Annotated in this window: 23 protein-coding genes, 3 pseudogenes and 1 riboswitch; of the genes and pseudogenes, 3 read left to right on the top strand and 23 right to left on the bottom strand. The window is 46.6% G+C overall.

Annotation, left to right across the window (positions count from 1 at the left end):
* Positions 1-50: 50 nt before the first annotated feature.
* The 14 genes and pseudogenes from ribE to G7035_RS18660 form a co-directional block, all read right to left on the bottom strand.
* On the bottom strand, positions 51-716 hold the full coding sequence (gene ribE, locus G7035_RS18730) for a riboflavin synthase (RefSeq protein ID WP_019687882.1): 666 nt from the start codon (positions 714-716) through the stop codon (positions 51-53).
* 330 nt (positions 717-1046) lie between these two features.
* Positions 1047-1219, bottom strand: a riboswitch (FMN riboswitch).
* 68 nt (positions 1220-1287) lie between these two features.
* Positions 1288-1755, bottom strand: coding sequence for an IDEAL domain-containing protein (locus G7035_RS18725; RefSeq protein WP_019687883.1), 468 nt, complete (start codon positions 1753-1755; stop codon positions 1288-1290).
* Positions 1756-1975: 220 nt separating this feature from the next.
* Positions 1976-4264, bottom strand: coding sequence for a thiamine pyrophosphate-dependent enzyme (locus G7035_RS18720; protein WP_019687884.1), 2289 nt, complete (start codon positions 4262-4264; stop codon positions 1976-1978).
* Positions 4264-5277 (bottom strand): 2-oxoacid:acceptor oxidoreductase family protein, encoded by a 1014-nt coding sequence (locus tag G7035_RS18715; RefSeq protein ID WP_017427522.1) that lies wholly within the window; start codon positions 5275-5277, stop codon positions 4264-4266. The genes G7035_RS18720 and G7035_RS18715 overlap by 1 nt, the downstream gene beginning before the upstream one ends.
* Before the next feature lie 255 nt (positions 5278-5532).
* The gene (locus G7035_RS18710) at positions 5533-5967 is read right to left on the bottom strand and encodes a peptidylprolyl isomerase (RefSeq protein WP_013310775.1); all 435 of its coding nucleotides are present in this window, start codon (positions 5965-5967) and stop codon (positions 5533-5535) included.
* Positions 5968-6129: 162 nt separating this feature from the next.
* Entirely contained in the window at positions 6130-7497 is a 1368-nt protein-coding gene (lysA, locus tag G7035_RS18705) for a diaminopimelate decarboxylase (RefSeq protein WP_016822250.1), read from the bottom strand.
* 110 nt (positions 7498-7607) lie between these two features.
* Positions 7608-9301: pseudogene (locus tag G7035_RS18700) on the bottom strand (spore germination protein).
* Between the two features lie 26 nt (positions 9302-9327).
* Positions 9328-9749: pseudogene (locus G7035_RS18690) on the bottom strand (stage V sporulation protein AB).
* A pseudogene (locus G7035_RS18685) lies at positions 9746-10386 on the bottom strand (stage V sporulation protein AA). The pseudogenes G7035_RS18690 and G7035_RS18685 overlap by 4 nt, the downstream one beginning before the upstream one ends.
* Positions 10387-10564: 178 nt before the next feature.
* A complete protein-coding gene (sigF, locus tag G7035_RS18680) occupies positions 10565-11320 on the bottom strand; it encodes an RNA polymerase sporulation sigma factor SigF (protein ID WP_013371734.1) in 756 nt (251 codons plus the stop codon).
* Positions 11321-11331: 11 nt separating this feature from the next.
* Complete coding sequence (gene spoIIAB, locus G7035_RS18675) at positions 11332-11787, bottom strand: anti-sigma F factor (protein ID WP_013310781.1); 456 nt, start codon at positions 11785-11787, stop codon at positions 11332-11334.
* Positions 11784-12137, bottom strand: coding sequence for an anti-sigma F factor antagonist (spoIIAA, locus tag G7035_RS18670; protein WP_016822255.1), 354 nt, complete (start codon positions 12135-12137; stop codon positions 11784-11786). The genes spoIIAB and spoIIAA overlap by 4 nt, the downstream gene beginning before the upstream one ends.
* Before the next feature lie 96 nt (positions 12138-12233).
* The gene (locus G7035_RS18665) at positions 12234-13427 is read right to left on the bottom strand and encodes a D-alanyl-D-alanine carboxypeptidase family protein (protein WP_016822256.1); all 1194 of its coding nucleotides are present in this window, start codon (positions 13425-13427) and stop codon (positions 12234-12236) included.
* Positions 13428-13650: 223 nt separating this feature from the next.
* On the bottom strand, positions 13651-15291 hold the full coding sequence (locus G7035_RS18660) for a glycosyl hydrolase family 28-related protein (RefSeq protein ID WP_019687885.1): 1641 nt from the start codon (positions 15289-15291) through the stop codon (positions 13651-13653).
* Between the two features lie 200 nt (positions 15292-15491).
* On the opposite strand from G7035_RS18660, the gene G7035_RS18655 reads away from it, so the two are divergent.
* A complete protein-coding gene (locus G7035_RS18655) occupies positions 15492-16703 on the top strand; it encodes an O-antigen ligase family protein (protein ID WP_019687886.1) in 1212 nt (403 codons plus the stop codon).
* Positions 16704-16826: 123 nt separating this feature from the next.
* Here the strand turns inward: G7035_RS18655 and G7035_RS18650 are convergent, their stop codons facing one another.
* From G7035_RS18650 to G7035_RS18620, 7 genes are all read right to left on the bottom strand, one after another.
* Positions 16827-17651 (bottom strand): purine-nucleoside phosphorylase, encoded by an 825-nt coding sequence (locus tag G7035_RS18650; RefSeq protein WP_016822259.1) that lies wholly within the window; start codon positions 17649-17651, stop codon positions 16827-16829.
* A gap of 78 nt (positions 17652-17729) precedes the next feature.
* A complete protein-coding gene (gene xerD, locus G7035_RS18645) occupies positions 17730-18668 on the bottom strand; it encodes a site-specific tyrosine recombinase XerD (RefSeq protein WP_019687887.1) in 939 nt (312 codons plus the stop codon).
* Positions 18669-18771: 103 nt separating this feature from the next.
* Complete coding sequence (locus G7035_RS18640; RefSeq protein WP_017427515.1) at positions 18772-19014, bottom strand: YqzK family protein; 243 nt, start codon at positions 19012-19014, stop codon at positions 18772-18774.
* 167 nt (positions 19015-19181) lie between these two features.
* Complete coding sequence (gene fur, locus G7035_RS18635; protein ID WP_016822262.1) at positions 19182-19679, bottom strand: ferric iron uptake transcriptional regulator; 498 nt, start codon at positions 19677-19679, stop codon at positions 19182-19184.
* Between the two features lie 101 nt (positions 19680-19780).
* Positions 19781-20434, bottom strand: coding sequence for a stage II sporulation protein M (gene spoIIM / locus G7035_RS18630; RefSeq protein ID WP_016822263.1), 654 nt, complete (start codon positions 20432-20434; stop codon positions 19781-19783).
* 200 nt (positions 20435-20634) lie between these two features.
* Positions 20635-21831 (bottom strand): endonuclease Q family protein, encoded by a 1197-nt coding sequence (locus G7035_RS18625; RefSeq protein WP_019687888.1) that lies wholly within the window; start codon positions 21829-21831, stop codon positions 20635-20637.
* A 4-nt stretch (positions 21832-21835) separates the two neighbouring features.
* Positions 21836-22447: an NUDIX domain-containing protein gene (locus G7035_RS18620; RefSeq protein ID WP_016822265.1), complete on the bottom strand. Its 612-nt coding sequence runs from the start codon at positions 22445-22447 to the stop codon at positions 21836-21838.
* A gap of 133 nt (positions 22448-22580) precedes the next feature.
* On the opposite strand from G7035_RS18620, the gene mciZ reads away from it, so the two are divergent.
* Positions 22581-22724 (top strand): Z-ring formation inhibitor MciZ, encoded by a 144-nt coding sequence (mciZ, locus tag G7035_RS18615; protein ID WP_019687889.1) that lies wholly within the window; start codon positions 22581-22583, stop codon positions 22722-22724.
* A 68-nt stretch (positions 22725-22792) separates the two neighbouring features.
* On the opposite strand, the gene G7035_RS18610 is transcribed toward mciZ, so the two are convergent.
* Positions 22793-23926, bottom strand: a complete 1134-nt coding sequence (locus G7035_RS18610; protein WP_016822267.1) for a tripeptidase T — start codon at positions 23924-23926, stop codon at positions 22793-22795.
* A gap of 85 nt (positions 23927-24011) precedes the next feature.
* On the opposite strand from G7035_RS18610, the gene prli42 reads away from it, so the two are divergent.
* Positions 24012-24116, top strand: coding sequence for a stressosome-associated protein Prli42 (gene prli42 / locus G7035_RS18605; protein WP_016822268.1), 105 nt, complete (start codon positions 24012-24014; stop codon positions 24114-24116).
* 123 nt (positions 24117-24239) lie between these two features.
* Here the strand turns inward: prli42 and lipB are convergent, their stop codons facing one another.
* A complete protein-coding gene (lipB, locus tag G7035_RS18600) occupies positions 24240-24938 on the bottom strand; it encodes a lipoyl(octanoyl) transferase LipB (protein WP_019687890.1) in 699 nt (232 codons plus the stop codon).
* Positions 24939-24944: the final 6 nt, after the last annotated feature.

Raw genomic sequence — 24944 nt, 5'->3', positions numbered from 1 at the left:
GTCACGAATGCTCCTGAACCAATTTTTCTATTATTCTGTAACAGGCTGTATCAGGCAAAGCCGTGTTTCGCCAAATAGTCCAAACTAAGTGGGGCTTGATCGGCTCTCTCCGTCGACGCTGAACCTCTGTAATGTAAAAGTTGCTCCACATATTTGCCCAATATATCGCATTCAATATTCACGGTATCTCCCTCACGTTTGGCTTGTAAGGCCGTTTCGGCTAAGGTGTGGGGGATAATAGATACAGCAAAGCTATTTCTCGTCCGCTGCGCGACTGTGAGGCTGATACCATCAATTGTAATTGACCCTTTGAGAAGAACATATTTAAATAATGCTTGATCAGAAGGCTCAACTTCGAACACTACCGCATTCTGCTCTGATGTCACTCCGCGAATCGTACCCGTCCCGTCCACATGTCCCTGTACGATATGTCCTCCGAATCTTCCACTCGCCGCCATCGCCCGCTCCAAATTGACTCGACTGCCGGATCTGAGTTCCCTTAGATTACTGCTGCGAAAAGTCTCAGGCATCACATCAACCTTAAAATCTTTAGTACCAATCTGTATTGCCGTCAGGCAAACACCATTCACCGAGACACTGTCGCCTATTTTCAAATCGTCCAATACCACAGAACCCGAAATACCTAGCACCATCGCTTCACCACTTTTGGAAATACTTTGAATGCGACCCACTTCCTCGACCAATCCGGTAAACATGCTTTCACTCCTTTCCACTACATTTCAGTTTATCCCTAATTCATCAGCTGTAAGCGCAAATAACCCCCAGTCAGGATTCAATCCGTCATGGGGGTGATGAGAGTCACATATGTAGTATACAAGCGCAGTTCATACATGTATTAAAATGACATGAAATCATAGGTCTGCCAAAAGAAAGCATGATGACAATACAGCCAATTACGCTCAGAACACTATCGAAAAGAAAGCTTAATAAAAGCTGTCGTCCGATGCTGTCCTACAACGAAATAAGCCGTACGTACTTTTACGTATGCTAAAAATTGGCACATGTCACGTCATGCACATGCGCTTCGTACCCTTCTCCCATCCAGACTATACTGTCGGTCCCGGAATTGCACCAGGTCCACCTTCTGCTGATTGTTCAGCATCCGGGTCACGGACTAAGCCATGCTGTGTTCTCAGAAGCGATTCACAAACATGTCATCACCGCCGGTGGGGAATTTCGCCCCGCCCCGAAGGATCTTGCTCTTATTTAATTGAATTAACATTAAACTTGTTACGTATATTAGCACCGACTTCTAAAAAAAGCAAGTTATCTAATCGAAGCTTCTGCTTTGCTTTTGACATATTGAGTGGAGAGTTCCTCAAACCAGGTTTTATCATTCATATGAAGCGCCAGGTCAATCAGATCGGCCAGTTCGTCGACTCCAAGCTGCGTATCATGATCAAAGGTAATGACAGCTGAAGCAACAGGTCCTCGCTCTCCCTCAGAACATGCTTCATAATCCAGTCTTACATCCACATACCCATCAATAAACTCGCATTTTAGAAAATAAATAATTTCACACATTAAAATAGGGCGCACTTGTGTTTCTAACACGCAATCCATCACCTTGGCAGAATAATGCTGGTTCGTCAGCGTGAATTTGTGTTCTGTTGCCGCCAGCGATGCCCGTCCAAAATCATCCGTAAACTTGAGTTCCACTGGCGTGATGTTCATAACCTTGGGGATTTGCTTCTTTATAATTTCAATTATTTCAACTGTATTCAGCTTAATCATTACCTGCACCTCATTGCATCTTAAAATTCAAAAGAAAACTTTATAACATGCCTTCTATAGGCCTCCACTCCTATATCGGAAATCATTACCTGTTTTTTTATGCTTCAACCCATAAACGCAAAAAAAGATTCCTTGCGCAGCAAGCGCAAGGAATCTCAATCGAACTGGTGCCGAAACAGCGGCTAACAATGTTACACGATTATTATGCAAAAAAACAGAATTATAACTCCGAAATTTCATGTTTCTTTTTCAGGATAGTCCAGCGACGCTCAATCTCCTGCTCAAAGGTAGCCAGCGTTGCTTCCTCTTTGAGAAGATGCTTCGTTTTACCCATTAATTTCAGCCATTCTGCGGCTGGAATCCGTTTTCCCTTGTCTTCCGGATTGTACGTAATCGTCGTGCTCCCTTGCTCGATTTCGTACAAAGGAAAGAAGCAAGACTCGACTGCGGCGCCCACGATGCTAGTACCCAATCTGTCTTCGGATTTCCAGTTGAGTGGGCAGGCGCACAGAATTTTACCATATGCCGTACCCACGTTGTTGGCGTACCATTGAGCCTTGGCGGCTTTGCGCAGCATATCCTGCGGATGACTTTCGGCTGCTGTAAAGGCATACGGGATGTTACAGGCGGCCATAATTTGCACAGTATCCTTATGATGCCCTTGTTTCCCTTTTTGCATTTTCCCTACACCCGACGTACTCGTCATATGCCCCATTGGAGTGGAGTACGATTGCTGAGAGCCTGTATTCATGTATCCCTCGTTATCATATTCCAGCATGATCAGTTTATGGTTACGCAGAGCCGCACCAATCGCAGAACCCATACCAATATCCATCCCGCCGTCACCACTGATCATGATAAAGGTCGGATCATCCGACATCTCAATTTCATTACGTCGCTTCATCTCCATGTAAGCTTCCAGCGCTCCTGAAAGGGTAGCGGCCCCGTTTTGAAAAAGATTATGGATCATCGGTTGCTTGTGTGATGTGTATGGGTACCCTGTCGTCACCACATATACGCAGCCAGTCTGGAACAGTACAACAATGTCGCCTTCAATCCCTTTAAAAAACAGTTCTAGTGCAGACAAGGCTCCACAACCAGGACAAGCCCCATGACCCGGAGTAAGACGGCGTGGTTTGGTTGTTAACGAACGCAGAGGTGGTACCTTGACTTTGAGCTTCCCGGTCGCCTCATCCGGCGTAACCTGAATCAGACCCGTACGGTATGCATTGCCACGTGGTGGCTGCATGACTTGCGGCATCACCTTGTCCGCTGAACCCGGATTAATCCCGTAATAATCAAAGGGCTTCTCCGCTCGTCCAGCCTCTACCGCCTCAATCGCAAGCTGGAAGAACGCCTCTGCATCTTCCGCATAAAAATCCTTTCCTCCCAAGCCAAAGATACGGCTCAATACGAGGGTTTGATTCAGTGGGTCCTCCTGCAACGCCGCCTTAATTTCGTGCGTCAAATTACCGCCATCCGACCCGTACGAATCTGCACGTTCACCCACCAACAGCGCCTTGACATGGCGCAACGCCTCCCGCAGTTGTGCGGCTGGGAACGGCCGGATGATATTCGGACGAATCACACCAGCTTTAATGCCACGCGCACGGAGTTGATCCGCCACATCCTTGGCCGATTCAGCCGCCGAATTCAGCAGAAATACCGCAACCTCAGCATCCTCCATATGATACAGGTCCAAAATCGGATATTCCCGACCGGATAAAGCAGCATATTCTGCTACTACCTGCTCATATACTCCTTCTGAAAGCTTCAACGCTTCGGACAGTTGAACGTGATTATTCGTCAGGTCATCACCGTTCATATGCGCACCCACAGTGACAGGATGATCAAAATCCGTAATATTCGGATAATTCAGGTTCGGGTTGGGGCCTACAAAATCGCGCACGGTCTCTGCATCGGCAAAATATTGCACTTTACGTTTTTGATGAGATGTATAAAAACCGTCGTATGCGACCATTACAGGCAACCGTACATCGCTATGCTCTGCGATTTTCAGGGCCATGATGTTCATATCATACACAGCCTGTGGCGTACTTGCCGCCAAAATGACCCAGCCTGTATTCAAACCATAATACAGGTCCGAATGATCCCCCCGAATATCCAAGGGACCACTGACAGCTCTTGTCACCAGGTTCATAACCATAGGGAAACGGGTACCTGACTGAACAGGCAACTGCTCCAGCATGTACAGGAAACCTTGCGAACTGGTGGCGTTCACAACCCGCGCTCCAGCTGCCGCAGCTCCATAACAAATCCCTGCCGATCCGTGTTCTCCATCGGCTGCAACCAGTTTAATATTATGCTGACCACGCGTTTTCATTTGATCCAGATACTGCGCTACCTCGGTCGATGGAGTGATCGGGAAATATCCCATCATATGATAATTGATCTGCGCAGCCGCCGTAGCTGCCATTTCATTACCGGATTCGAACGTTGTCACTTGTGCGGCGCCCGTCTGTTTGAGTTCCTCCTCCAGTTTTGCCATTACGCACGCCCTCCTTCATATACCGGAAATTGGTGGGCAACACGATGCTGCTCCGCCCAGCCCCATTGCTCGCGACGCGAGCTTAACGCCCCCGATGGGCAAATATCTACACATTTCAGACATCCTTTGCAATACTGGTAATCAATCCCTTGCAAAAACGGCATCATTCTTCCGCGTTTGTCTGCTTGCTCTTCCCATACAAAACAGTAATCCGGGCAGATCGAATCACACTTGGCACAATGGGTACATTTATCAGCTTCATATTCAGGCACATAACCCTGACGTGAACCACTAACATCTCTCGTCATACTGTTTCCCTGAGTCGCAATAACGCCTCCCAGTAATTGCGTTTCGTACCCCAGCAAAGGCTGCGGACGTTCAAAAACCCGATCCTGCGCGTCATCCGTAACCGGATATACGTGTAGTTCCATTTCCTCAAATCCACGGTTAAACGTACGCAGATTAGGTTCTACCAACTGTGGATTTTTCTTTTCAAAGGTACTGCGTATAACCGATCTCATTGCTTCCGGATCTAAGAAATCACAGACACGGAACAAGGCCCCCAGCATGGACGTATTCAATTTGGTTCGCTCTTCCAGTGCGATCCCCATTGCATCGACCACTGCTAATGTACCGGATACCAGTCCCAAATCAGCCCGTATTTCTTCTGCCGGACGTGTGGAATTGACCACTACAATCCCATCCGCTGGCAGTCCGCTGATCACATTTACCGTTTTGTATAATGTTTCATGGAAAATGCCTACCACATGCGGTTGCTCAATCGGACTGTGATCCCGAATATCCACCTCCGGCTCACAAAAGCGAACAAAGCTTTTAACCGGACTTCCCTTCTTTTCCGAACCATAGGATGAGAAATTTGAAGCATTCAGCCCTAGACCAAGCACCCCGGTTTCGGCTAACATTTTGCCAGCCAGATTAGCGCCGAGTCCACCAATGGATTCCAGCCGGATTTCAAAAAATCCGAGTCGATTTGTGCGAGTTAAAATAGACAATGTGATAAGCCCCCTTCTTTTCCAACTCTTACTGAGCTTGAATACTCATATAAAATAAATGGAAAATGCATTCTTATGAAAAGGCTATCACAACACTTACTTTTCGAATGTGATCTTACGCACTGTAATACCTACGTGATTGTAAAAATCAGCAAACCGTCAAACAAAAGACAACAAAAGCCGCTCTGTCCAAAGACAGAACGGCTTAGATGCAACGCTATTTAAAGGAATTCATATCATACATGTAATGGTAAATTACACGTCAAATACTTTAACCTCTTTCATTTTGTCGCCTTGTTTTACAGCATCAATGAATTCCATACCTTTGGTTACTTTACCAAATACAGTATGTACTCCATCTAAATGCGGCTGTGGAGCGTAGCAAATAAAGAATTGGCTGCCACCTGTGTTGCGACCTGCATGAGCCATGGACAGAACGCCTTTGGCATGCTTGGTTGTATTCGTAGCTGTTTCACAGTCAATGGTGTAGCCAGGACCGCCTGTACCATTACCGATCGGACAACCACCTTGAGCAACAAAGCCCGGGATGACGCGGTGGAAGCTCAATCCGTTGTAGTAACCGCTGTTTGCCAGCTTTTCAAAGTTAGCAACGGTGTTTGGAGCTTCTTCTGGGAAAAAGTCAATTTCGACGATACCGCCGTTTTCAAGATCTATTCTACCTTTTTTCATTGTTTGTATCTCCTTTTCAACCTGTTTTGAAAACTAAATAACATCAAGTTCCAGTTTACTATGAATTGGCGCGCTTAGCAAAGCCTTGTCCAAAAAAAGGGGCCATTGTCCCCGGTCTGTGATTACCGACGCAATGGCCTGCTTGATTTTAGAATTCCACAATCAGGACGAAACCGTAATCTTGGCATTGGGCTGAACCACTGAGCTGGCTTGATCACGAACCAAGCGCTGTGGCAAAACATCGTTGCGAACAATATCCTCGTAGGTTTCCCGACGCACTACCAGCTCAGCCTCACCGTTGTTGACAAATACAACTGCTGGTCGGCGTATCCGGTTATAATTGCTCGCCATGGAGTAATTATAAGCTCCGGTTGAGGCTACAGCGAGCAAGTCTCCGCTATTCGGGCGAGGCAGTTCTACATCCCAAATAAGCATATCGCCGCTCTCACAGCATTTGCCTGCAATAGACACTGTTTCTTCGTTCGCATCTTGTGCTCGATTAGCCAGCATCGCTTCATACTTGGCCTGATACAGTGCAGGACGTGGATTATCTGTCATTCCGCCGTCTACGGAAACATATTTACGAACCTGCGGAATATCCTTGATGCTTCCTACCGTATACAAGGTTGTACCTGAATCACCTACAATACTTCGTCCCGGCTCAATCCAAATTTCTGGAAGCTCATCGTAAAGTCCAGAAAAATGAGTTTTCACCGCTTCGCCGATAGCCTGTACATAGGTGGATAGTTTCAGCGGTGTGTCCTCCTCTGTATAACGGATGCCAAATCCACCACCAAGATTAATCACCTTGAAGGAAAACTGAAGCTGCTCCTTAATCTCTCTGCAAAAAGCTGCGACCCGCTCGGCAGCCATTTGGAAGCCATTGACTTCGAAGATTTGCGAACCGATATGAGAATGTACTCCCAGCAGATTAAGATGATCCAGCTTGATAGCCTGTTCCACCGCTTGACGGGCTGTACCATTCGCAATGTCAAAGCCAAATTTTGAATCTTCTTGACCTGTGGCCATATATTCATGCGTATGCGCTTCAACCCCCGGCGTAACCCGCAGTAAAATATTGACCTGTTGTCCTTTTTCAGAGGCGAGAGCCTGTAACAAATGCAATTCCATCTTGCTATCAACGACGAAGCAGCCAATGTGCGCCTCTAACGCCATTTCAATTTCTTCCGGCGTCTTGTTATTGCCATGAAAATGGATTCGTTCTGCCGGGAATCCTGCTTGCAGCGCTGTGAACAGCTCTCCGCTGGAAACAACGTCAAGCGACATTCCTTCTTCAGCAGCTAAAGCGCACATGGCCATAACACAAAATGCTTTGCTTGCATAAGCCACTTGAAACTTTAAACCGGTCTCACGAAATGCTTCTATAAATTCCCGGCAACGCCGGCGGACTAACTGTTCGTCTACAATATATAGCGGCGTGCCAAAACGCTCTTTCAAAAGCGTGGTATCACATCCACCAATCTCCAAATGTCCATTGCTGTTAATTTTACTGCTTCCATGCAAATACATGTTCTGGCGCCTCTCTTTCTGGAACAAGCTAGTCATATTCCATCGAATGTTTACACCAGTATAGCAAAAAAAACATCAAGAACAATGGATTTTTATGCAGATCATTTATATTAATGCTCCTGTCCATTGCCTGAGTTCGAATCTGTGTTGGCATCCGTATGGGGCATACGCGTATTGTCCCTCGTTTTATTAAATGACGGGCGGTTAGGCGCATCAAGTACAGGCATACGGAACAAGATGGAAGCTAACGCTTTAGCATTAAAAGGAATGAACGGCCACAAATACGAAGAATTATATGACCGATGCAGCGTCAGCATCAAAATGATCAGTGTCGTGCCGACGACAAAGCCTGGTACGTGAAAAATAGCAACAGCAACCAGCAGGAATAGTCGAATCAGTCTATTCGCCAGTCCCAACTCATAGCTCGGTGTTGCGAACATCCCTATGGCAGCAACAGCCATGTACAAGACGACCTCATTTACGAATAGTCCCGTTTGAACTGCTATATCGCCAACCAGAATGGCTGCGATCAAACCCATAGCGGAAGCCAGTGGTGTCGGGGTATGCACAGCTGCCATTCGCATAAGATCGACCCCTAGTTCCACAATGATAAATTGGGCAATCAGCGGAAGATGAGCTTCCTTCTGAGGACCAATAAAATCGAGAAACGCCGGTTTTAACTCGGGATTGATGACCATTAGCAGCCACATCGGAAGCAGAAACATTGAGGCGAATATGCCTAAAAAACGCACCCAGCGTAAATAGCTACCCATAAAAGCGGTTTGCCGATTCTCTTCTGCATGCTGGCACAGGTCAAAAAAAGTGGTAGGCAAAATCATTACGCTGGGTGAGGTATCAACGAAAATAACGAGCCTTCCTTCCATAATATGCGAAGCCACAACATCTGGTCGCTCTGAATATCGTACTAATGGATATGGATTCCAACCTTTATTGATAATTGTCTCCTCTAATTGCTTATCGGCCAGAGGAATACCATCCAGATTAACATTTTTAATTTTGTCTCGTACCGTATCCACCATGACCTTATCCACAATATCATCAATGTAGCCCAAGCATACATCTGTTCGGGTTCGGCGTCCGACCTGCATAGCCTCAAATTTAAGTCCGGGGTCTCGCAAACGCCGACGCACTAAACCTACATTCGTAAGCATCGTTTCCGTAAAACCATCGCGTGCACCGCGCACGACTCTCTCCAAGGAAGGTTCTTCTGGACTCCGTACCGGGTAATTACGAGTATCCAGAATAACAGAAAAACGCTCGCCTTCCATGAAGAGAGCACTCATTCCCGTCAGCACCTTGTTTATGACGACAGACATCTTATCCGTCTTCTCTACCTGTATATGTGGAATAAAATTTTCAAAATACGCTTGGAGTCCAGCTGAAGTCATGTCATCAGGCGTCAGATAGGTAAGCCGCTTTAGCACCTCAAGCATGATCTGATCCTTGGCAAAGGTATTCAGGAACAGATACCCAATATGGCGGCCACCTGTTGTCATTTCCCTGAACACAACATCAAAGGTCTCTCCCAAACCCAATACCATTTTAAGAGTTTCACGATTTTCCTTCATCTTTGGAGAAATATCATCCTCAACCTGCCAATAACGAATGGATTCCTCTACATTATCAGAACGCTCGCTTTCTTTTTGTGCTTAAGACGAGCGGCTTCCTGCTCCTGCTTTTGCTTCCAGGAGCCCGAACTTTCCCCATCAGTCTTATTTTCCCTTCCTATTGCTCCGTCTCCATGATAATGCTCCTGCTGATCCTGATCCGTTCTGTGATCCATATCTCTTGCCCCCTTCTTCTTCGCTATTAACGGTTGTATACAAACCAATCAAATAAGGAACCCGTTACCTTGCCAAGCACCATTGCCATTAACAGACCGAACATGTATACAGTCATATGGAGTCGCTTGGCCAGTATGGGCAGGAGATTCAGCACCTCTGTTAGAGCCGCGGCGAGCAAGCCAATAAACACTCCGCAAAATAGCCCGGGTATCCATGTAAACATGCCCGGTAATGGCAAGCAAATGTTCCAAAAATCGGCCACGGTTCCCACCACTGAACCTAAAATCATCGCCTTTTCGTATGCACGTGATTTTTTATACGTCCGGGTGAGTTGTGCTAATCGCGGCATGATATCCAGCACAATAAAAAAAGCAATCACACCGCTACCTACCGCCAGCCCCCAGCGATACCCAAAATAATCTGAAGTGCAGCCTGTACAAATATCATGGTTTCTTATCCTTTGTCTGCAAACGAGCCATCTTTTCATACTCCTCTGCCACAACATACTGATCCACATTTTCCTGATACAGATACATTTCCACCTCCAGGGGGTCGGCTCCTCATTCCATTTTTTCTTGAACAAGTGATTAAAAAATACGATCATGCCAAAGCCGATGCCGATCGAGTAAGCAATTTGGAACAAGTACGGATGCTCATCCTTTTGTCCCGTAATCATCTCCACAATCCGAACCTGTACCTCCATCATGCTAACGTCAGCATGAAAGTTCATAATCGTCAGCGCAGAGCCAAAAAACAGCAGCAACCATACTAACACGAACAGTATTTTGGATGGCTTACGGGGTCTTTCCACGAGTTCCACAAGTACATGCGGTTTCCCGAGAGATTCAACTACGACTCCCGGAATATGATCTCTAATTTTTGATATGATTTGTAGCATGTCCACCAGTATCAGGTTACCGTCCTGCTTCTGCGGCCGCTTGAGAACAAGCTCAAGCAGATCCTTTTCCCATTCGGGCTCCGTCAGCAGGTGGGCTACATCGCCCAAATGTAAATCCTGCCCTTGGATCATACGCACACGGCTGCGGAGCCGCAAGTAGACAATAGGAGCCGGACTATGATTCATCCGATTCCCTCCTTATCCTCGTAATTACCGATTAGTATGGGGCGAAGCAAGCAAACCTATTCTGTGTATTGTCTTTTGTCACACGCAAAAAAGAGTACTCCTGGCCATTAAAATGGCTTTGGAATACTCTTTAGAATGCGTTAGTATAAGGATTTCACTCACTAAAATCCTGTCTTCATTATTGGGCAATCTGATCGCGGATCAGTTGTAAAATCTTTTTTTCCAATCGTGATACCTGCACCTGAGAAATGCCAAGACGACTTGCAACCTCTGACTGAGTCTGATCCCGGTAATAACGCAGGTACACAATCAATCGCTCCCGTTCAGATAATCCGTCAATGGCCTCATTCAGCGCCAGCTTGTCGAACCATCTTTCCTGCGATTCGTCGGCAATCTGATCCATAAGTGTAATCGGGTCTCCGTCATTTTCAAACACTGTTTCGTGAATGGAGGTAGGTGGCTTATTGGCCTCCTGCGCAAAAACAACATCCTCCGGTGTCACTCCCAGCTCATCAGCAACCTCCTTGACTGTAGGCAGGCGATTGAGCCGTTTGGACAGCTCGTCCTTCATTTTGCGGACCTTATTGGCTGTTTCCTTCAAGGAACGGCTAACCTTGAGTGTACCATCGTCTCGAAGGAAGCGTTGAATCTCACCAATAATCATTGGTACTGCATATGTTGAAAATTTGACTTCGTAGCTGAGATCGAATTTATCCACCGATTTTAACAATCCGATGCAACCAATTTGAAAAAGATCGTCAGGTTCATACCCCCGGTTCATAAAGCGCTGCACGACAGACCAGACGAGCCGGATATTACTATTGACCAGTGTCTCACGAGCATCATTATCACCAGATTGACTCAGTGCGATAAGCCGCTTGACTTCTGTATCCTCCAAATAGCTGTGCGAAGTTTTTTTTCCTCCTGCTTCCATAGGATCAACTCCTAATTATATAAAGCTTTCTTGGATTCAATCCTTTTCTTCATCCGGACCGACGTGCCTCCGCCCGGCTCACTGACTGCTTCGAACTCATCCATGAAATTTTCCATAATCGTAAAGCCCATGCCAGAACGTTCCAATTCAGGCTTGGACGTATAGAGAGGCTGCTTGGCCAGCTCCAGATCCTCAATTCCCCGTCCTGCGTCCTCAACGACCAACGTGATCACGTCCGCTTCAATTCCGACTTTAATCGTTACGACACCTGACGGATCACTGTCATAGCCGTGAATAATACTGTTTGTCACCGCTTCAGACACGACGGTCTTCAAATCGCTAAGCTCATCCATTGTAGGATCAAGCCTGGAAATAAAGGCTGCCACAGCCACGCGGGCAAATGCTTCATTTTCCGATTTGGCGGCAAACTGCAAGCTCATGAAATTGTTCCCCGTGCCTTCTCTCATGACACAACCTCCAGTTCCGTGAGCGCATTTACCTCGTTGTCATAAATGGGCATGATTTTAAACAAGCCTGACATATCCAGCAGTCGATGTACCGGCGGATTGACATCACAGACTGCCATTTTCCCGCCCTTTTGCTTGATCAGTTTGTATCGTCCCAAGATAACGCCAAGGCCGGAACTATCCATAAACTGAAGATTCTTCAGACTGAGCACGATATGCTCGCATTGCCGGCGCTGAATCGCCTCATCCATTTGCATACGGACCATATCCGACGTATGGTGATCAAGTTCACCAGACAGCCTTACAATAAGTACTCCCCGGTGATGCTCCATTTCAATTTGCAGGTTCATGCTTACTCACTCTCCTCCCGGTCTTGGACAAGGATTTCTACGTAGTCGCAGACGATTCCTGCCCTCCGACAAAACTAGAAGAAAACCCCGTTAAATCTACAAAGAAAATAGGTTCGACATGGTACGTTTAAACAATTTCCACCAGCCGGCCTTCTCGATAGCCACAGGCGAAGTGATATTAAACTCCTTAAGACGTTGTCCATTCTGATAGACGACCAGCTTACCAACGGGGTCACCCACCCGGACAGGAGCTTTAAGGCTTGGGGTCAACTGTAGCTCGTGACGCAGCGTTTGTTTGTTGCCGCCTTTTTTCACCAGCACACTGTAAGAACGGTCAGCCTGAATTTCCAGCTCTGGCAATACACCTTTTTCAACTTTTACACTGCCCAGCTTTTCGCCTGGCTTATATATGGATTTCATTGTATATTGAGAAAATGCATAGTCGAACATGGAAGAAACCTCATTATTGCGTATCTTCGTGTTCGGCTCACCAAGTACGACAGCTACGACACGTAAGCCATCACGCTTCGCCGTAGCGGAAAGACAGAACTTTGCTTCTGACGTATAGCCCGTTTTCAGACCATCTGCTCCGGTATAGAAGCGAACAAGCTTATTCGTATTCACCAGCCAAAAGGGCTTGACCGAGGATTTGCGCAAATAGTCCTGATAGGCTCCCGTATATTTCGTAATGTGCGGATATTTCAACAGTTCCCGGCTCATAACCGCAATATCATGCGCAGAGGAATAGTGATTTTCTACGGGTAAACCGTTACAATTGGCAAAATGCGTATCTTTGAGTCCAAGCTGCTGCACCTTGGCGTTCATCATCTCGACAAAAGCCTGTTCAGAACCTGCAATTTTCTCAGCCATCGCTACAGAGGCGTCGTTGCCCGAAGCCATCGCAATTCCCTTCAGCATCTCATCAACCGTCATTTCTTCTCCCGGCTCTAAGAAAATTTGCGAGCCTCCCATTGAAGACGCATACTCACTGGCCCGTACTTTATCGGTCAGCTTAAGCTTGCCATCATGAATGGCCTCCATTGTTAGCAGCATCGTCATGATCTTAGTGATGCTTGCTGGAGGAAGCTTTTCACGACTGTTTTTTTCATAGATGACTGTGCCTGTATCTGCATCCATCAAGATCGCCGAAAGGGCCTCGGGAGCCAGCTCAGCTGCTGATCCTACTTTGGTTTTGCTTTCAGGTCTGCTTTCTTCGGCCCAACCGCCGACAGGGACGGCAGTCAAGGCTACCAGACAAGCCAGGATGAACGCCACCACTTTTTTCTTCACAATCGGTCCCCTCCTCAACATATTGGCGTAAAGAGCCGGAGCCCATTTACTGATCTCTCCGGTCTATTCGCGTGCTGCTAACCATTGTCGTCAGAATGAAAGAAAAATATTCCATATGAATAAAAACATCAAATAGCACCAAGCTGAGCCAGCATGGTGCGTATTTCCCGATATATATACGACACAACATCTATCGTCTGTAAAAATGACCTATAAAAATCGTCTAAATCCGGCTAACGGTAAGATATGTAATACCCCCACCCGGTAAAATATCCACTGCATTTTGACTAAACACCCGTATATCAATAAAAGAATTCGCTTCGAGTCTAAGTTCCATTGCTCCACTCAATGCACCATAGTTCAGTCCGCCAATCACCCTGTCATCGAGATAAGCATAGGCAGAACTTCCGGTAAGCTGCTCATCATTCAAGTGAAGTGCCAGCCGTGTCCGGTTACCATCTACTTGGGGATCGGTCGAAATGTAGACTTGTATTCTGTATTTCCCAGCTCGCTTGGCTCGCCATCGGCTATTCGAACCATCGAATTCGGTCAACTCATCATGATTGATTTGATTAAACCTTACTTTCTGCCAGCTACCTGCAGGGATATTTTGCCTTGAACCAAGATAGGCTTTGACAAAGGTTTCATTCAAATGTTCTATACCGTTATTCGAATATTTTTCTACGAGCAACAAAGCTTGCCCTGTCCCATGATTCTCGTCATAACGATGATTGCTATAGCTAAAATCCAAATGGGAGCGAAGTGTCACCTGTTGTGTGGAGGAGCTGCCAGAGAAACAAATAAGCTGTTTGAGATTACGAGGATATCCGCCCACCTCGTCCACCAAAACTTTTTTACCAATGACCACATCCACAAAATAATTGCACACCGATTGGGTGTCATCGTATTTGTCTGCTATCGCCAAAATAGAGTCGCGCAGGGCAACATTTTTGGTTTCTTTCGTAGCACCAATTTGAATAAAAGAAGGTACTGTCATCTTGTGTTCTCTGCTTAGTCCTTCGAACCAGCAGCCTAAAAATTCTGCATTCATAAAATCATTTATTAAAATGGGAATATCACTGGAGCTCCCATCCTTAATGTGCTGACTAGCCATGAATCTCGCCCCGTTAGAACTATTCAGATCCAGCGCCGTATCGTTCCCAAGCGTAAAAAGCGCAATGCTTGTAAACTGTGAACTTCTGTTCTGCAAGTGAATCCCTATTTTATTGTAATTTATCTCCGTGCATTTAAATAAGTTCACATCACTTTCATAGCCCCAAAAAGCCGTTTCAAAATGCTCAATCAACACGTTATCCAGGACAACGCCGCCGCCCTTCCAGTCCTGAATGCCCATAGTCCCTTTGCCATAATACCCGCGCTTCACTGACTGCGAAAACGGATTATTTAAGGTGGCTCTGTCGGTCCCTTCGTACCGGATCGATAAGTCATGGAACTGCACATTTTGAAAGCCACTAAACGATGGCAGACTTTCGTCTCCAATTTGGAAACAAGGACCCGTACCATAATATTCAATCGAAGTAACTCCCTTACCCTGTCGGTATCTGCCCTTATGAATCCCAAAAATGCGCATACCCTGCTTCCGAATCTGAAGGGTAGATGTTATTTTGTATCGGCCACTGGGGATGTGAAGAATGGAGTAATCGGGAGTCTTGTTAATCAATTCTTGCAAAGCTGCCGTGTCGTCCTGAATACCATCACCAGCAGCTCCAAACCAGCTTACGTTTACACTGCGTTCCATGAATTCTTTTTCAATGGCTTTAAAATTGTCATTTAATTGCTGAGGCGTTAACTCTTTGCCCGTACCACTCAAATTCAACTTTAAACGGTCTGTAAAATCCGCCACCCAAACACCCCCATTGTTAAAAACGTGAAAATACTTTCATACTATACCGAATAATTCTTCATTTTCTTAGCATGGACTGAGTATATGCACATAAGGCTTGCTCTAGGTCGCGAAAAATGAAAATAAATATTTTATTATGATTGTACAAGAAGATACATTTTGTATATTATAGATACATAACGTATCTAGGCGGTGAAACCGTGAAACACATACTCACAGTAGCCGGTTTACTGGCTTTCTCGATTCCCTTTGCCTGTCAGGGTTTGTCTCCCAGAGTGATCACGATTTCTCTGCTTATCTTGTTGTTTAGCTATATCATGCTTCTGCCTTCACTCAAATCATTGATCGCGATCCTAGCTGATAATCCTTTGCTGACTTTACTCATGATGTACATCGCCGCCTCCTGTATATGGGCTGAACAAGAGCAGACCTCTTCTGTGCTAATGGTTCTCAAATTTATTGCCTTCTCTACCTTTGGACTCTATCTGGTGACCCATTATACAGCACAGGGCTGCATACGCCTCTTAGTCGTTACATTAAGTATTCTGAGCATACTCAATCTACTCGCCGTTGTGCTCGTTCCTTCCTTTGCCATTCATGGCGGTGTGGAACATACTGGACTGTGGAAGGGAATCTCCGGTCATAAAAATACACTTGGAACCCTCTCGCTGTTAAGTTTTGTTTCACATGTCATATATTTTTTCAGGGGCACACGCAAAGCTTTACATATTGGCTTCATCTTACTCAATGCCTTATTGCTCATCAAATGCCAGTCTACTACCTCATTGGTACTGACATCTTCACTCTTCGTATTTATTTTGTTTATATTGTTATTCAAAAGAATTCGAAGCATCTCGTTGCGGGGGTTCTTTCTTAGCTGTTCCTGCTTACTTGTTCTTTTGGGTTTGGCACTTACCTTTACTTATGGGGATGCGATTGCCTCGGAATTCGGAAAAACAACAACCTTAACCGGAAGAACGGAAATCTGGCTAGGAATTGATGGTGCTATTCAGAGCCACTACTGGTTCGGACATGGTTATGGCTCCTTCTGGGCAGCCCGGCCCAGCATTTATGCGAACGGCATCCGCTTTGATCTGACAAGCAGCCATAGCGGCTTTCGAGATCTGTGGATCGATGTGGGTCTTATAGGACTACTCGCAACGGTTATACTCGTCGTAACTACCTTATTTAAAATCAGAATCGGCAAAACAGATATGTATACATGGCTGACGGCAGCCGTTTTTTTCCTGTTCATCGTATTGAACAATATAACGGATAGCCGTTTTCTAAACTCATTAGCCATTTACTGGATTATTTTCATGGTCATTGTGATCAAAGTGCAAGAGCGACATAGACTAACTGTAGCAGAAAAAGCGAATACAGCTACTTGGAGCACACGCCCTCTTCACTAGGCGATCATACTCAGTTCAACCGCAGAATGTAAAAAGAACCCCGTATCCCACGCCATTAAAAGGCGCTCGGATATGGGGTTCTTTGGAGATGCCCACCGTTTCGAATGGAAAATTATACTCCATCTACATTTGTGGAATAATCGCCAGTACCAATTTCAAAAATTGTTCACGTACCTTCTCTGCCGTCTCCATCACTTCACCATGAGACAAAGGCTGGTCGAGAATGCCTGCAGCCATATTGGTGATACAGGAGAAGCCTAGTACCTCAATCCCCGCATGACGAGCTACAATAACTTCAGACACGGTCGACATCCCTACTGCGTCTGCTCCCAGTGTACGCAGCATAACGATTTCAGCAGGCGTCTCATAGTTGGGTCCCAGCAATCCGGCATATACACCTTCCTGCAGGCTGAAGCCTTGTTGGGTAGCCGTTTGTTTGGCAATTTCACGTAAGCGGCGGCTGTACGCCTCCGACATATCTGGGAAACGAACACCCAGAGCAGCATCGTTCGGGCCAATCAACGGATTTTGTCCGGTCAAATTCAGATGATCCGAGATGACCATCAGATCGCCTGCTTTGTAGGAAGTATTTACACCACCTGCGGCATTCGTCACCAGCAGGCTTTGAATCCCCAACTGCTTCATTACCCGAACAGGGAAAGCTGTCAGCTGTGGACCATAGCCCTCATACATATGAAAGCGCCCCTTCATCATGACAACGGCGCGACCTTCAATTGTGCCTAACAGTAACTCCCCCTCGTGGCCTTCTACCGTTGATACGGGAAAATGGGGAATATCCTGATAAGGAATACTAACTCCATCTTGAATCAAATCGGCCAAAATACCGAGGCCCGATCCCAGAATAAGACCAATCTCTGGGCTTATTCCGCTCTTAGCACGGATATAGTCTGCTGCTTCCTGAATTGTAGCTTGGTTGGCTGTTGACATTCATATCTCTCCTGACTTGTACAATCGTAAAGTTATAGTCATTATCACATTTTCTATGACAGCAAAGCGACGTTACGTTTAATCATTGCTTTCATGAGAAGTGCGGTTACCGCCGTGCGGGTGATGCATTTCATATACTTCCTTCATGTTCCGTCTAGCTGTCTGCGCATATACCTGCGTCGTTGACAGATCAGCATGACCCAGCATTTCCTGTACAGAGCGTAAGTCCGCTCCGCCCTCCAGCATATGTACCGCAAAGGAGTGCCGCAGCGTATGGGGCGTGATATCCTTGCTTATGCCTGCTTCCTGAGCGTACTTCTTAATTATTTTCCAAAAGCCCTGTCTACTGAGCCGCTGACCCGATACATTCAAGAACAAGGCCTCCTGCTCTGCTAGAGCCTCTTCACCCTGCCCGGGTCGCAGCAACGCTGGACGCTGCTCGTCCAAGTAGGCTTGTGCCCACTGTGATGCCTCACGACTGATCGGTACAACGCGCTCCTTGCCCGCCTCGCCGCCACAGTGCACAAAGCGCAAATCGATGCGCACATCACAGACGTTCAGGGCAATCAGCTCTGATACGCGGATGCCCGTCGCGTACAGCAACTCTAGCATGGCTTTATCTCGTCCCCCTTGCGGGGCACTCACATCCGGCGCTGCCAGTAAACGCTCTATTTCATCCTGCGTTAACACCGAGGGCTTCTTTTTAGCGGCTTTGGGCAGTTCCACCAGAACGGAAGGATCATGGATCGCGATTCCCTCCCGAATGAGAAAATGAAAAAAGGAGCGTATAGAGGCGACGCTACGTGAAATTGTCGCCGCGGCTTTTCCCTGTTCCTTCAGACGCCCCAAATACAGCACTAGATGTGACCGCTGTACATTATCCGGCTGCTCAAGACCACAGCTTTCTGCAAACTCAGTAAACTGCTGTACGTCCCGTTGATACGCTTCCAATGTGCTGCGTGACAAACCCTTTTCCTCTTCCATATATTGAACGAAAGGTTGAATATACATTTTCATGAGTTCCAAAACTCTCCTTGTCCTGCATACAGCGATTCCGTTGTTGCGCCTGCTTCTTCGTGTGCGACTTCATATCATCATCTCATTAAGATGATTACATAAACTACTCACCATACCAATAAAAGAAACGTAAACGTTCCAACACCGCTACTCGTTGCTCGGACCCATCATTCACTGTTTGTCCGCCAAATACCTTAACTGCATGTCCTTCCGGTATTCGGTAATGATCTACAGGTGATATCCAATCTGTAAACAGCCTGAGGCTATAAAAGAACATACATGCCAACACCCCGAACAAGATCAGCAAGCGCAGCCATTGTAGTCCTCTCCGCAATGATAGTACCATGTGGATCAGCCGCCTTTTCCCAAAATGTAGTCCCTATTTAGGGCTCTCTATGGAAGGGTATGACAAGCTATTCTGTTTTATACCACATGATCCCATACAGCAAATTCCGAACCAAAAAAGCTCTCCCGAACGCGTCTTCGTCGGTGAGAGCTTGGGTAGTCAGCTTATTAATCCTGTGATTTGTTTTTCTTGGTTTTACCCAAGGATTTTTGGGCGGTCGTATCGTTCTTCGCCTTACAACGATAACAAATACCGTGGAAGTCCAAACGATGGTCCACTACAGTAAAATTATATTCCCGTTCCAAACGCTCCTCTAACGGTCCAAGCCAATCTTCCAGTATTTCATCTACACTGCCGCACTGCACACATATCAAATGGTGGTGGTGATGTTTGGTTGTATCGCCGCGCAAATCATACCGCGCAACGCCATCGCCAAAATTAATTTTCTCCACGACATGCAGTTCACTTAGCAGTTCTAGGGTACGGTATACGGTTGCCAGACCGATTTCGGGAGCTTTCTCTTTGACGAGCATAAATACATCTTCCGCACTCAGATGATCATCTTCGTTCTCAAGTAAAACTCTGACGGTGGCTTCCCGCTGAGGCGTTAGTTTGTAGCCCTGGGATTGCAGCTGCTGCTTAATTTTTTCGATCCGTGCTTCCATGTGTCTCCCTCCCCCTGCAAAGCTACTGCCTACTGCACTTTTTTTCACTCCTATTATTATAGGGGGTCTATACAAATAAAGTCAAACATTTTGAAATGAGATCAAGATGTCACGGAAGCCGTCAGCATAGGAGTGACCCATTGCATCATAACCGGGGTGACCCAAGTTTCAAAGGACGCGCTGCCGATAAGCAGCACCATCATCACAGCAGTCAATCCTGCGTAAGAAAGCAACGGACGCAACATCCCGTCTGATGGCCGAGTAGCAAGTATTTTGGTTTTGATCATATGGATGGAAAAAGTCATCGCAGCCACACTACAGACGAGCAGTATCGGAATCACGAGCAGGTTATGTGGGGCAACGGAAACCAATGAAAATAATAGTCCTTTCCACGAATATTGCCCTACCATATAACCTACAGAAAATCCGATCAGCACACCCTTGAGAAAATTCAGCACAAGAATACCTGGGAGTCCAATGACCGAAAGCCCGCATACCCAAATGAGGCCCACCCATTTAAGATGTAGAGATACGCTGTCCCAAAAGGTTGAGGCCGCCTGCGAATCAGCAAAGCCCTGCTTGTTTTGGTTGACCGTCACAAAAAAATCCTTCAGGTAACGGGACAAATCCTGTAACTGTTCTAGGGAGAGTGCATTTACCATGAGTGCGCCAAAAACAACTCCTACAAGAAACAGCACAGCCAAGAAAACGTAATATGACGTCTGGTCCTTTAACGTATGACGAAACCATTGCATCGAGTCCTGCCCCTTTCATCTGCTTGTTTGTCCAAAAAACAACCGTAATCCGACGGCTGATGGCTAGAATGGGGCAGCTTCCGCTGCAAATCTAACATCACGAATGATGCGCCAAGCCAACGGCAGAGATATTTTATGGTTATGAACAAGCAGACGCTGATATGCCTTTTACGGAGACAAGACTTGACTAGGACACTTTACTAGGATTTTGCTATTTTTCCGTATGTTCCACCACCACCGGATACAAGCGCCAGGCGTCCTTCGCGTGAAAGCACAATCTGCTCTGCCAACACTTTACCGACGACCCCTGACAGTTCCTCCTGCGTAACCTCATGTAAAATATTCATTTCTGTTCCGAAGGCTGCTAACAGCTGGTTCAGCTTGGCTTTACCCAAGCCTGGAATAAATTCCAGCGGAATCTGGTAAATGTACGGAGGACGGTGGGAGGGAATTACGGGCTGTTCACGGTCGGCGATGCTCCAGATTCGATCAAGCACACCCCGCACCAGCTTGGTATGGCCACAGTTAGGGCAGCGTTCGTCCGCCATCTGTTGCTCATCAATAATCGTACCGCAGCTCTGACAGTAAGAGCGATGGTATTTTCCAAGTTTGGGATTCAAACCGTAGTTGGCACACACTCGTCGTCCTTCACGCCTCTCCAAAGCCATCCTGAATTCATCGAAACTCGGCTTCGCCAATGATAATTTGTTGTATTCTCGTCCAATTTTCCCAAGTGAATGGGCATCTGAATTCGTGAGGAAGCTGAAGCGATCCAGTTCTGAAATCAAGCCTGCCATAGATGAATCTGCGCTCAGCCCCAGTTCCACCCCACTAATGAACTCCATATCCAGCATTTCCTCCATACGGGCTGCAGAACTGCCATAAATGCCCTTATGCGGAGTGAACACGTGCGCAGGCACCATAATGCCTCCACGTCCGTAAATTTGCTGCTGCAACTCACGTGGCGGTGCGTAGATCCGTTGTGAGCTGAGATTGACATTTTTCATATGCTTCGTCAGCCATTGGGTAAAATCCTCCATCGCCGCCAGATCAGGAAAATAGGCCAGTACATGTGCTTCGGGACGACCTTCAGCCCGTATTTCCAGCTCCGTGCCAAGTAGAATCACTGTATCCCTGTATGCGATACCACCACCGCTGATTTCTTCCATTTCACCTGTATGCAAATATCGACGAATATCCTCCTGTACATTAGGCGCATGGCAGTCAATAATCCCAATGAGCCCAATCCCTTTGCGACCGGAGGCTTCCTTGGCTATATTGGCAAACGTTAGGTCACGGCTACCACTAATTTTGACTGGAGCTCCTTTCTCCGTTCTGCCAATATGAATATGCAGGTCTGCAAAGTAGTTGTTAAGTTCTATTATGTTGGTGTCCATCCGCTTAGAAGCTCCCTGTTTGTTGGCGAAGTTGCCACGCATAGACGGCCAGAATCGTTTTGGCATCACTAATGCGCCCTTCACGAATAAGTGTGTGTGCTTCTTCCAGCGTCACCTCAAATAGCTCCAGAAATTCATCCTCATCTGGTTCCATCTCACCTCGCTCCAGTTCTTCGGCCACATACAAATGTATGATTTCATCCGCAAAGCCAGGAGAAGTATAAAAAGAGTGAAGCAGCTTCAACGATTTGGCTGTATAGCCTGTTTCTTCTCTCAATTCACGTCCCGCTGCTTCCATCGGGTCTTCACCTCGCTCCAGCTTGCCTGCGGGGATTTCAACCTCACAGCGCCCCATAGCTTGTCTGTACTGGTCCACCACCAACATTTTCCCCTCGTGCAGAGCCAAAATTGCCACTGCACCTGGATGCTTGACGATTTCACGCTTTCCAGTTGAGCCGTCGGGAAGCTCTACCGTGTCTACCTGTACCGTAATGACCTTTCCTTCAAAGATAGGCTGTGTGGATACGGTCTTTTCCTCCAGCGCAGGATTGGAATAAGGCTTGCGAAGTGCATGGCTTGTTGGATTGTTCACTTGTTCGTTCGTTTGGTCGTTCATCAGGCATGTTTCCTCCTTCGTCTTCTATCTTTCTTTCATTATTAATTATCTCCAACATTAGTCTAACTTGTCCACTTGGAACATATGCTGGGGGTAGTATATCAAAACTTCTGTTATAAGGAGATTTCAGAACATGAAAAGCTACCGGACTGAAACCACTCTCCATATCGTCGGCAAAGCCTGGCAGATTCAAGCCCTCCTGCGTCAATGGCAAAAGGAATATGGACCTACAGCTACTATTGCTTCGCTAAATGTTCCAAAAAAGGTTCAGATCTAAAGGAGGAACACCGTTCCTTTCTTTAGCCTGAACCCTTTTTCGTATATTGTAGATGTAAAAAGTAAGTCTTACTTTGTAGTTTCTTGGATCAGAGCTACGACTACTTCAGCAACCTTCACTAGATCATCGGCCTTGATCTTTTCCTCTGTTGTGTGGATGTTCTGGTAGCCCACCGCCAAATTCACCGTTGGAATTCCAAGCCCGTTGAATACATTAGCATCTGAGCCGCCACCCGAATGGAAGGTTGATGTTGCCAGTCCCAGCCCTTGAATAGCACGCTGAGCAACCTGTACAACTTCATCATGCTCCGTAAAGCTGAATGCTGGATAGATGACTTCACTACGGAACTCTCCCTGGGCACCAAATTCACGCGTAGTGGTTTCGAGCGCTTCACGCATATGCTGAATTTGATGATTAACCTTTTCCTGTACAATACTGCGAGCCTCCGCACGGATCAATACAAAATCGCAGACCACATTCGTCGCGCCTCCGCCTTCGAAACTGCCGATGTTAGCGGTCGTCTCCTTGTCAATGCGTCCCAATTTCATTTTAGAAATTGCTTTAGAAGCGACTTGAATGGCACTGATGCCGTCTTCAGGATTGACTCCCGCATGTGCAGACTTCCCAGTAATTCTCATCTCAATACGTGCCTGTGTGGGAGCAGCTATACAAATAGAACCCACCTCACCGTTCGAATCCAAAGCGTATCCGAAGTCAGAATCCAGCACTTCCGGCTTCATCGCCCGTGCACCCATCAAACCAGATTCCTCTCCAGCCGTAATCACGAACTGAATTTGACCATGGGGAATGTTCTGCTCGCGCACGACACGAATCGCCTCGAACAAAGCAGCAATCCCAGCCTTGTCGTCCGAACCCAAAATTGTTGAACCATCACTGCGAATCCAGCCATCCTCACCCAACTGCGGCTTGATACCCTTACCTGGAGTTACGGTATCCATGTGACAGGTAAAAAATATTTTGGGTGCTTGCTCCACACCTTCCGCTTTCCAGGTAACAATCAAATTACCCGAACCATGTCCCGTTCTTTCGCGGGAATCGTCTTCTACGACTTCCAGTCCAAGTGCATTAAACTTTTCTTTCAGAACACGTGATATTTCTTGTTCATGCTTTGTTTCACTGTCCACCTGTACGAGTTCCATAAATTCCTGTACGATTCGATCTTTTACTATCTCTACTGTCATTAAACTTTCCTCTCTTTCCCGATTACGTTACAATACGGATAGATGTTCTTATCTATGACTTAAACCTATCCTAAAGGAGTTACACATGTCTAACAAAAAATGGGTTCGTTTTTTCGTCTACGTTATGCTCGCAGCTATGATTGGTTCTACGCTGTTCATGGTGATTGAGCCGTTTATTATGCCACTATAACAACTACACCGCTCAAGTTTGGGCTACCCAAGATCCGTTACAAGCTATGTGTGGACGAGCTGCTGCACAAGCAAACAAACAGGCGGGCTCCCGTGTCAATCACACAATTGCCCGCCTGACCTTTTATTGGAAGGAATGCGTCTGCCATTGCGCAGCAAATGAAAATTGCTGTTCAAAGTACGGCACAATTTCCCTCGCAATCTGCTCTACCGAAAAAGACTGCTGTGTACAGTCCTCTAATGATGTCACACCGTATTCCTGAATTCCGCATGGAACAATGCCTTCAAAACCTTCATGCTGTATTCCTGACTTGATGTTAAAGGCAAAGCCATGGCTGGTTACGAAGCCCCGACGGTGCTTACACTTGTTAAATTTGACACCAATGGCCGCAATTTTAAGATTCCCGATCCATACCCCCGTATATTCAGGCTTACGACTCCCTTCAATCCCATAAGATGCCAGCAACTGAATGATCACTTCTTCCAAACTTCGAAGGTATCCGTGCAGATTTAACGCCTCTCGGTTGCCAAGCACAAGTAAGGGATATCCGACAAGTTGCCCTGGTCCATGATATGTAATGTCTCCCCCACGATCAATTTGAAAGACGCTGATGCCCTGCTCTTTCAGCTGCTCTGGTGTGAGGAGCAGATGCTCAGGATGCCTCTGGGAACCAATGGTGTAGGTTGGCGGATGCTGGAGAAGCATAAGCGTTTCTCTCGCCTCCCCCGCATCCAGCTTTCCCACAATCTCCTTCTGAACATCCCAAGCATGGGCATATTCCATCCTATTCATATAGGTTACATCAAGCGGTCGTCTGTTCACGGCCTG

Origin of the sequence: Paenibacillus polymyxa, from assembly GCF_015710975.1 — a bacterium.
GTDB classification, from domain to species: Bacteria; Bacillota; Bacilli; order Paenibacillales; family Paenibacillaceae; genus Paenibacillus; species Paenibacillus polymyxa.
This window is presented reverse-complemented; position numbering and strand designations above follow the sequence as displayed.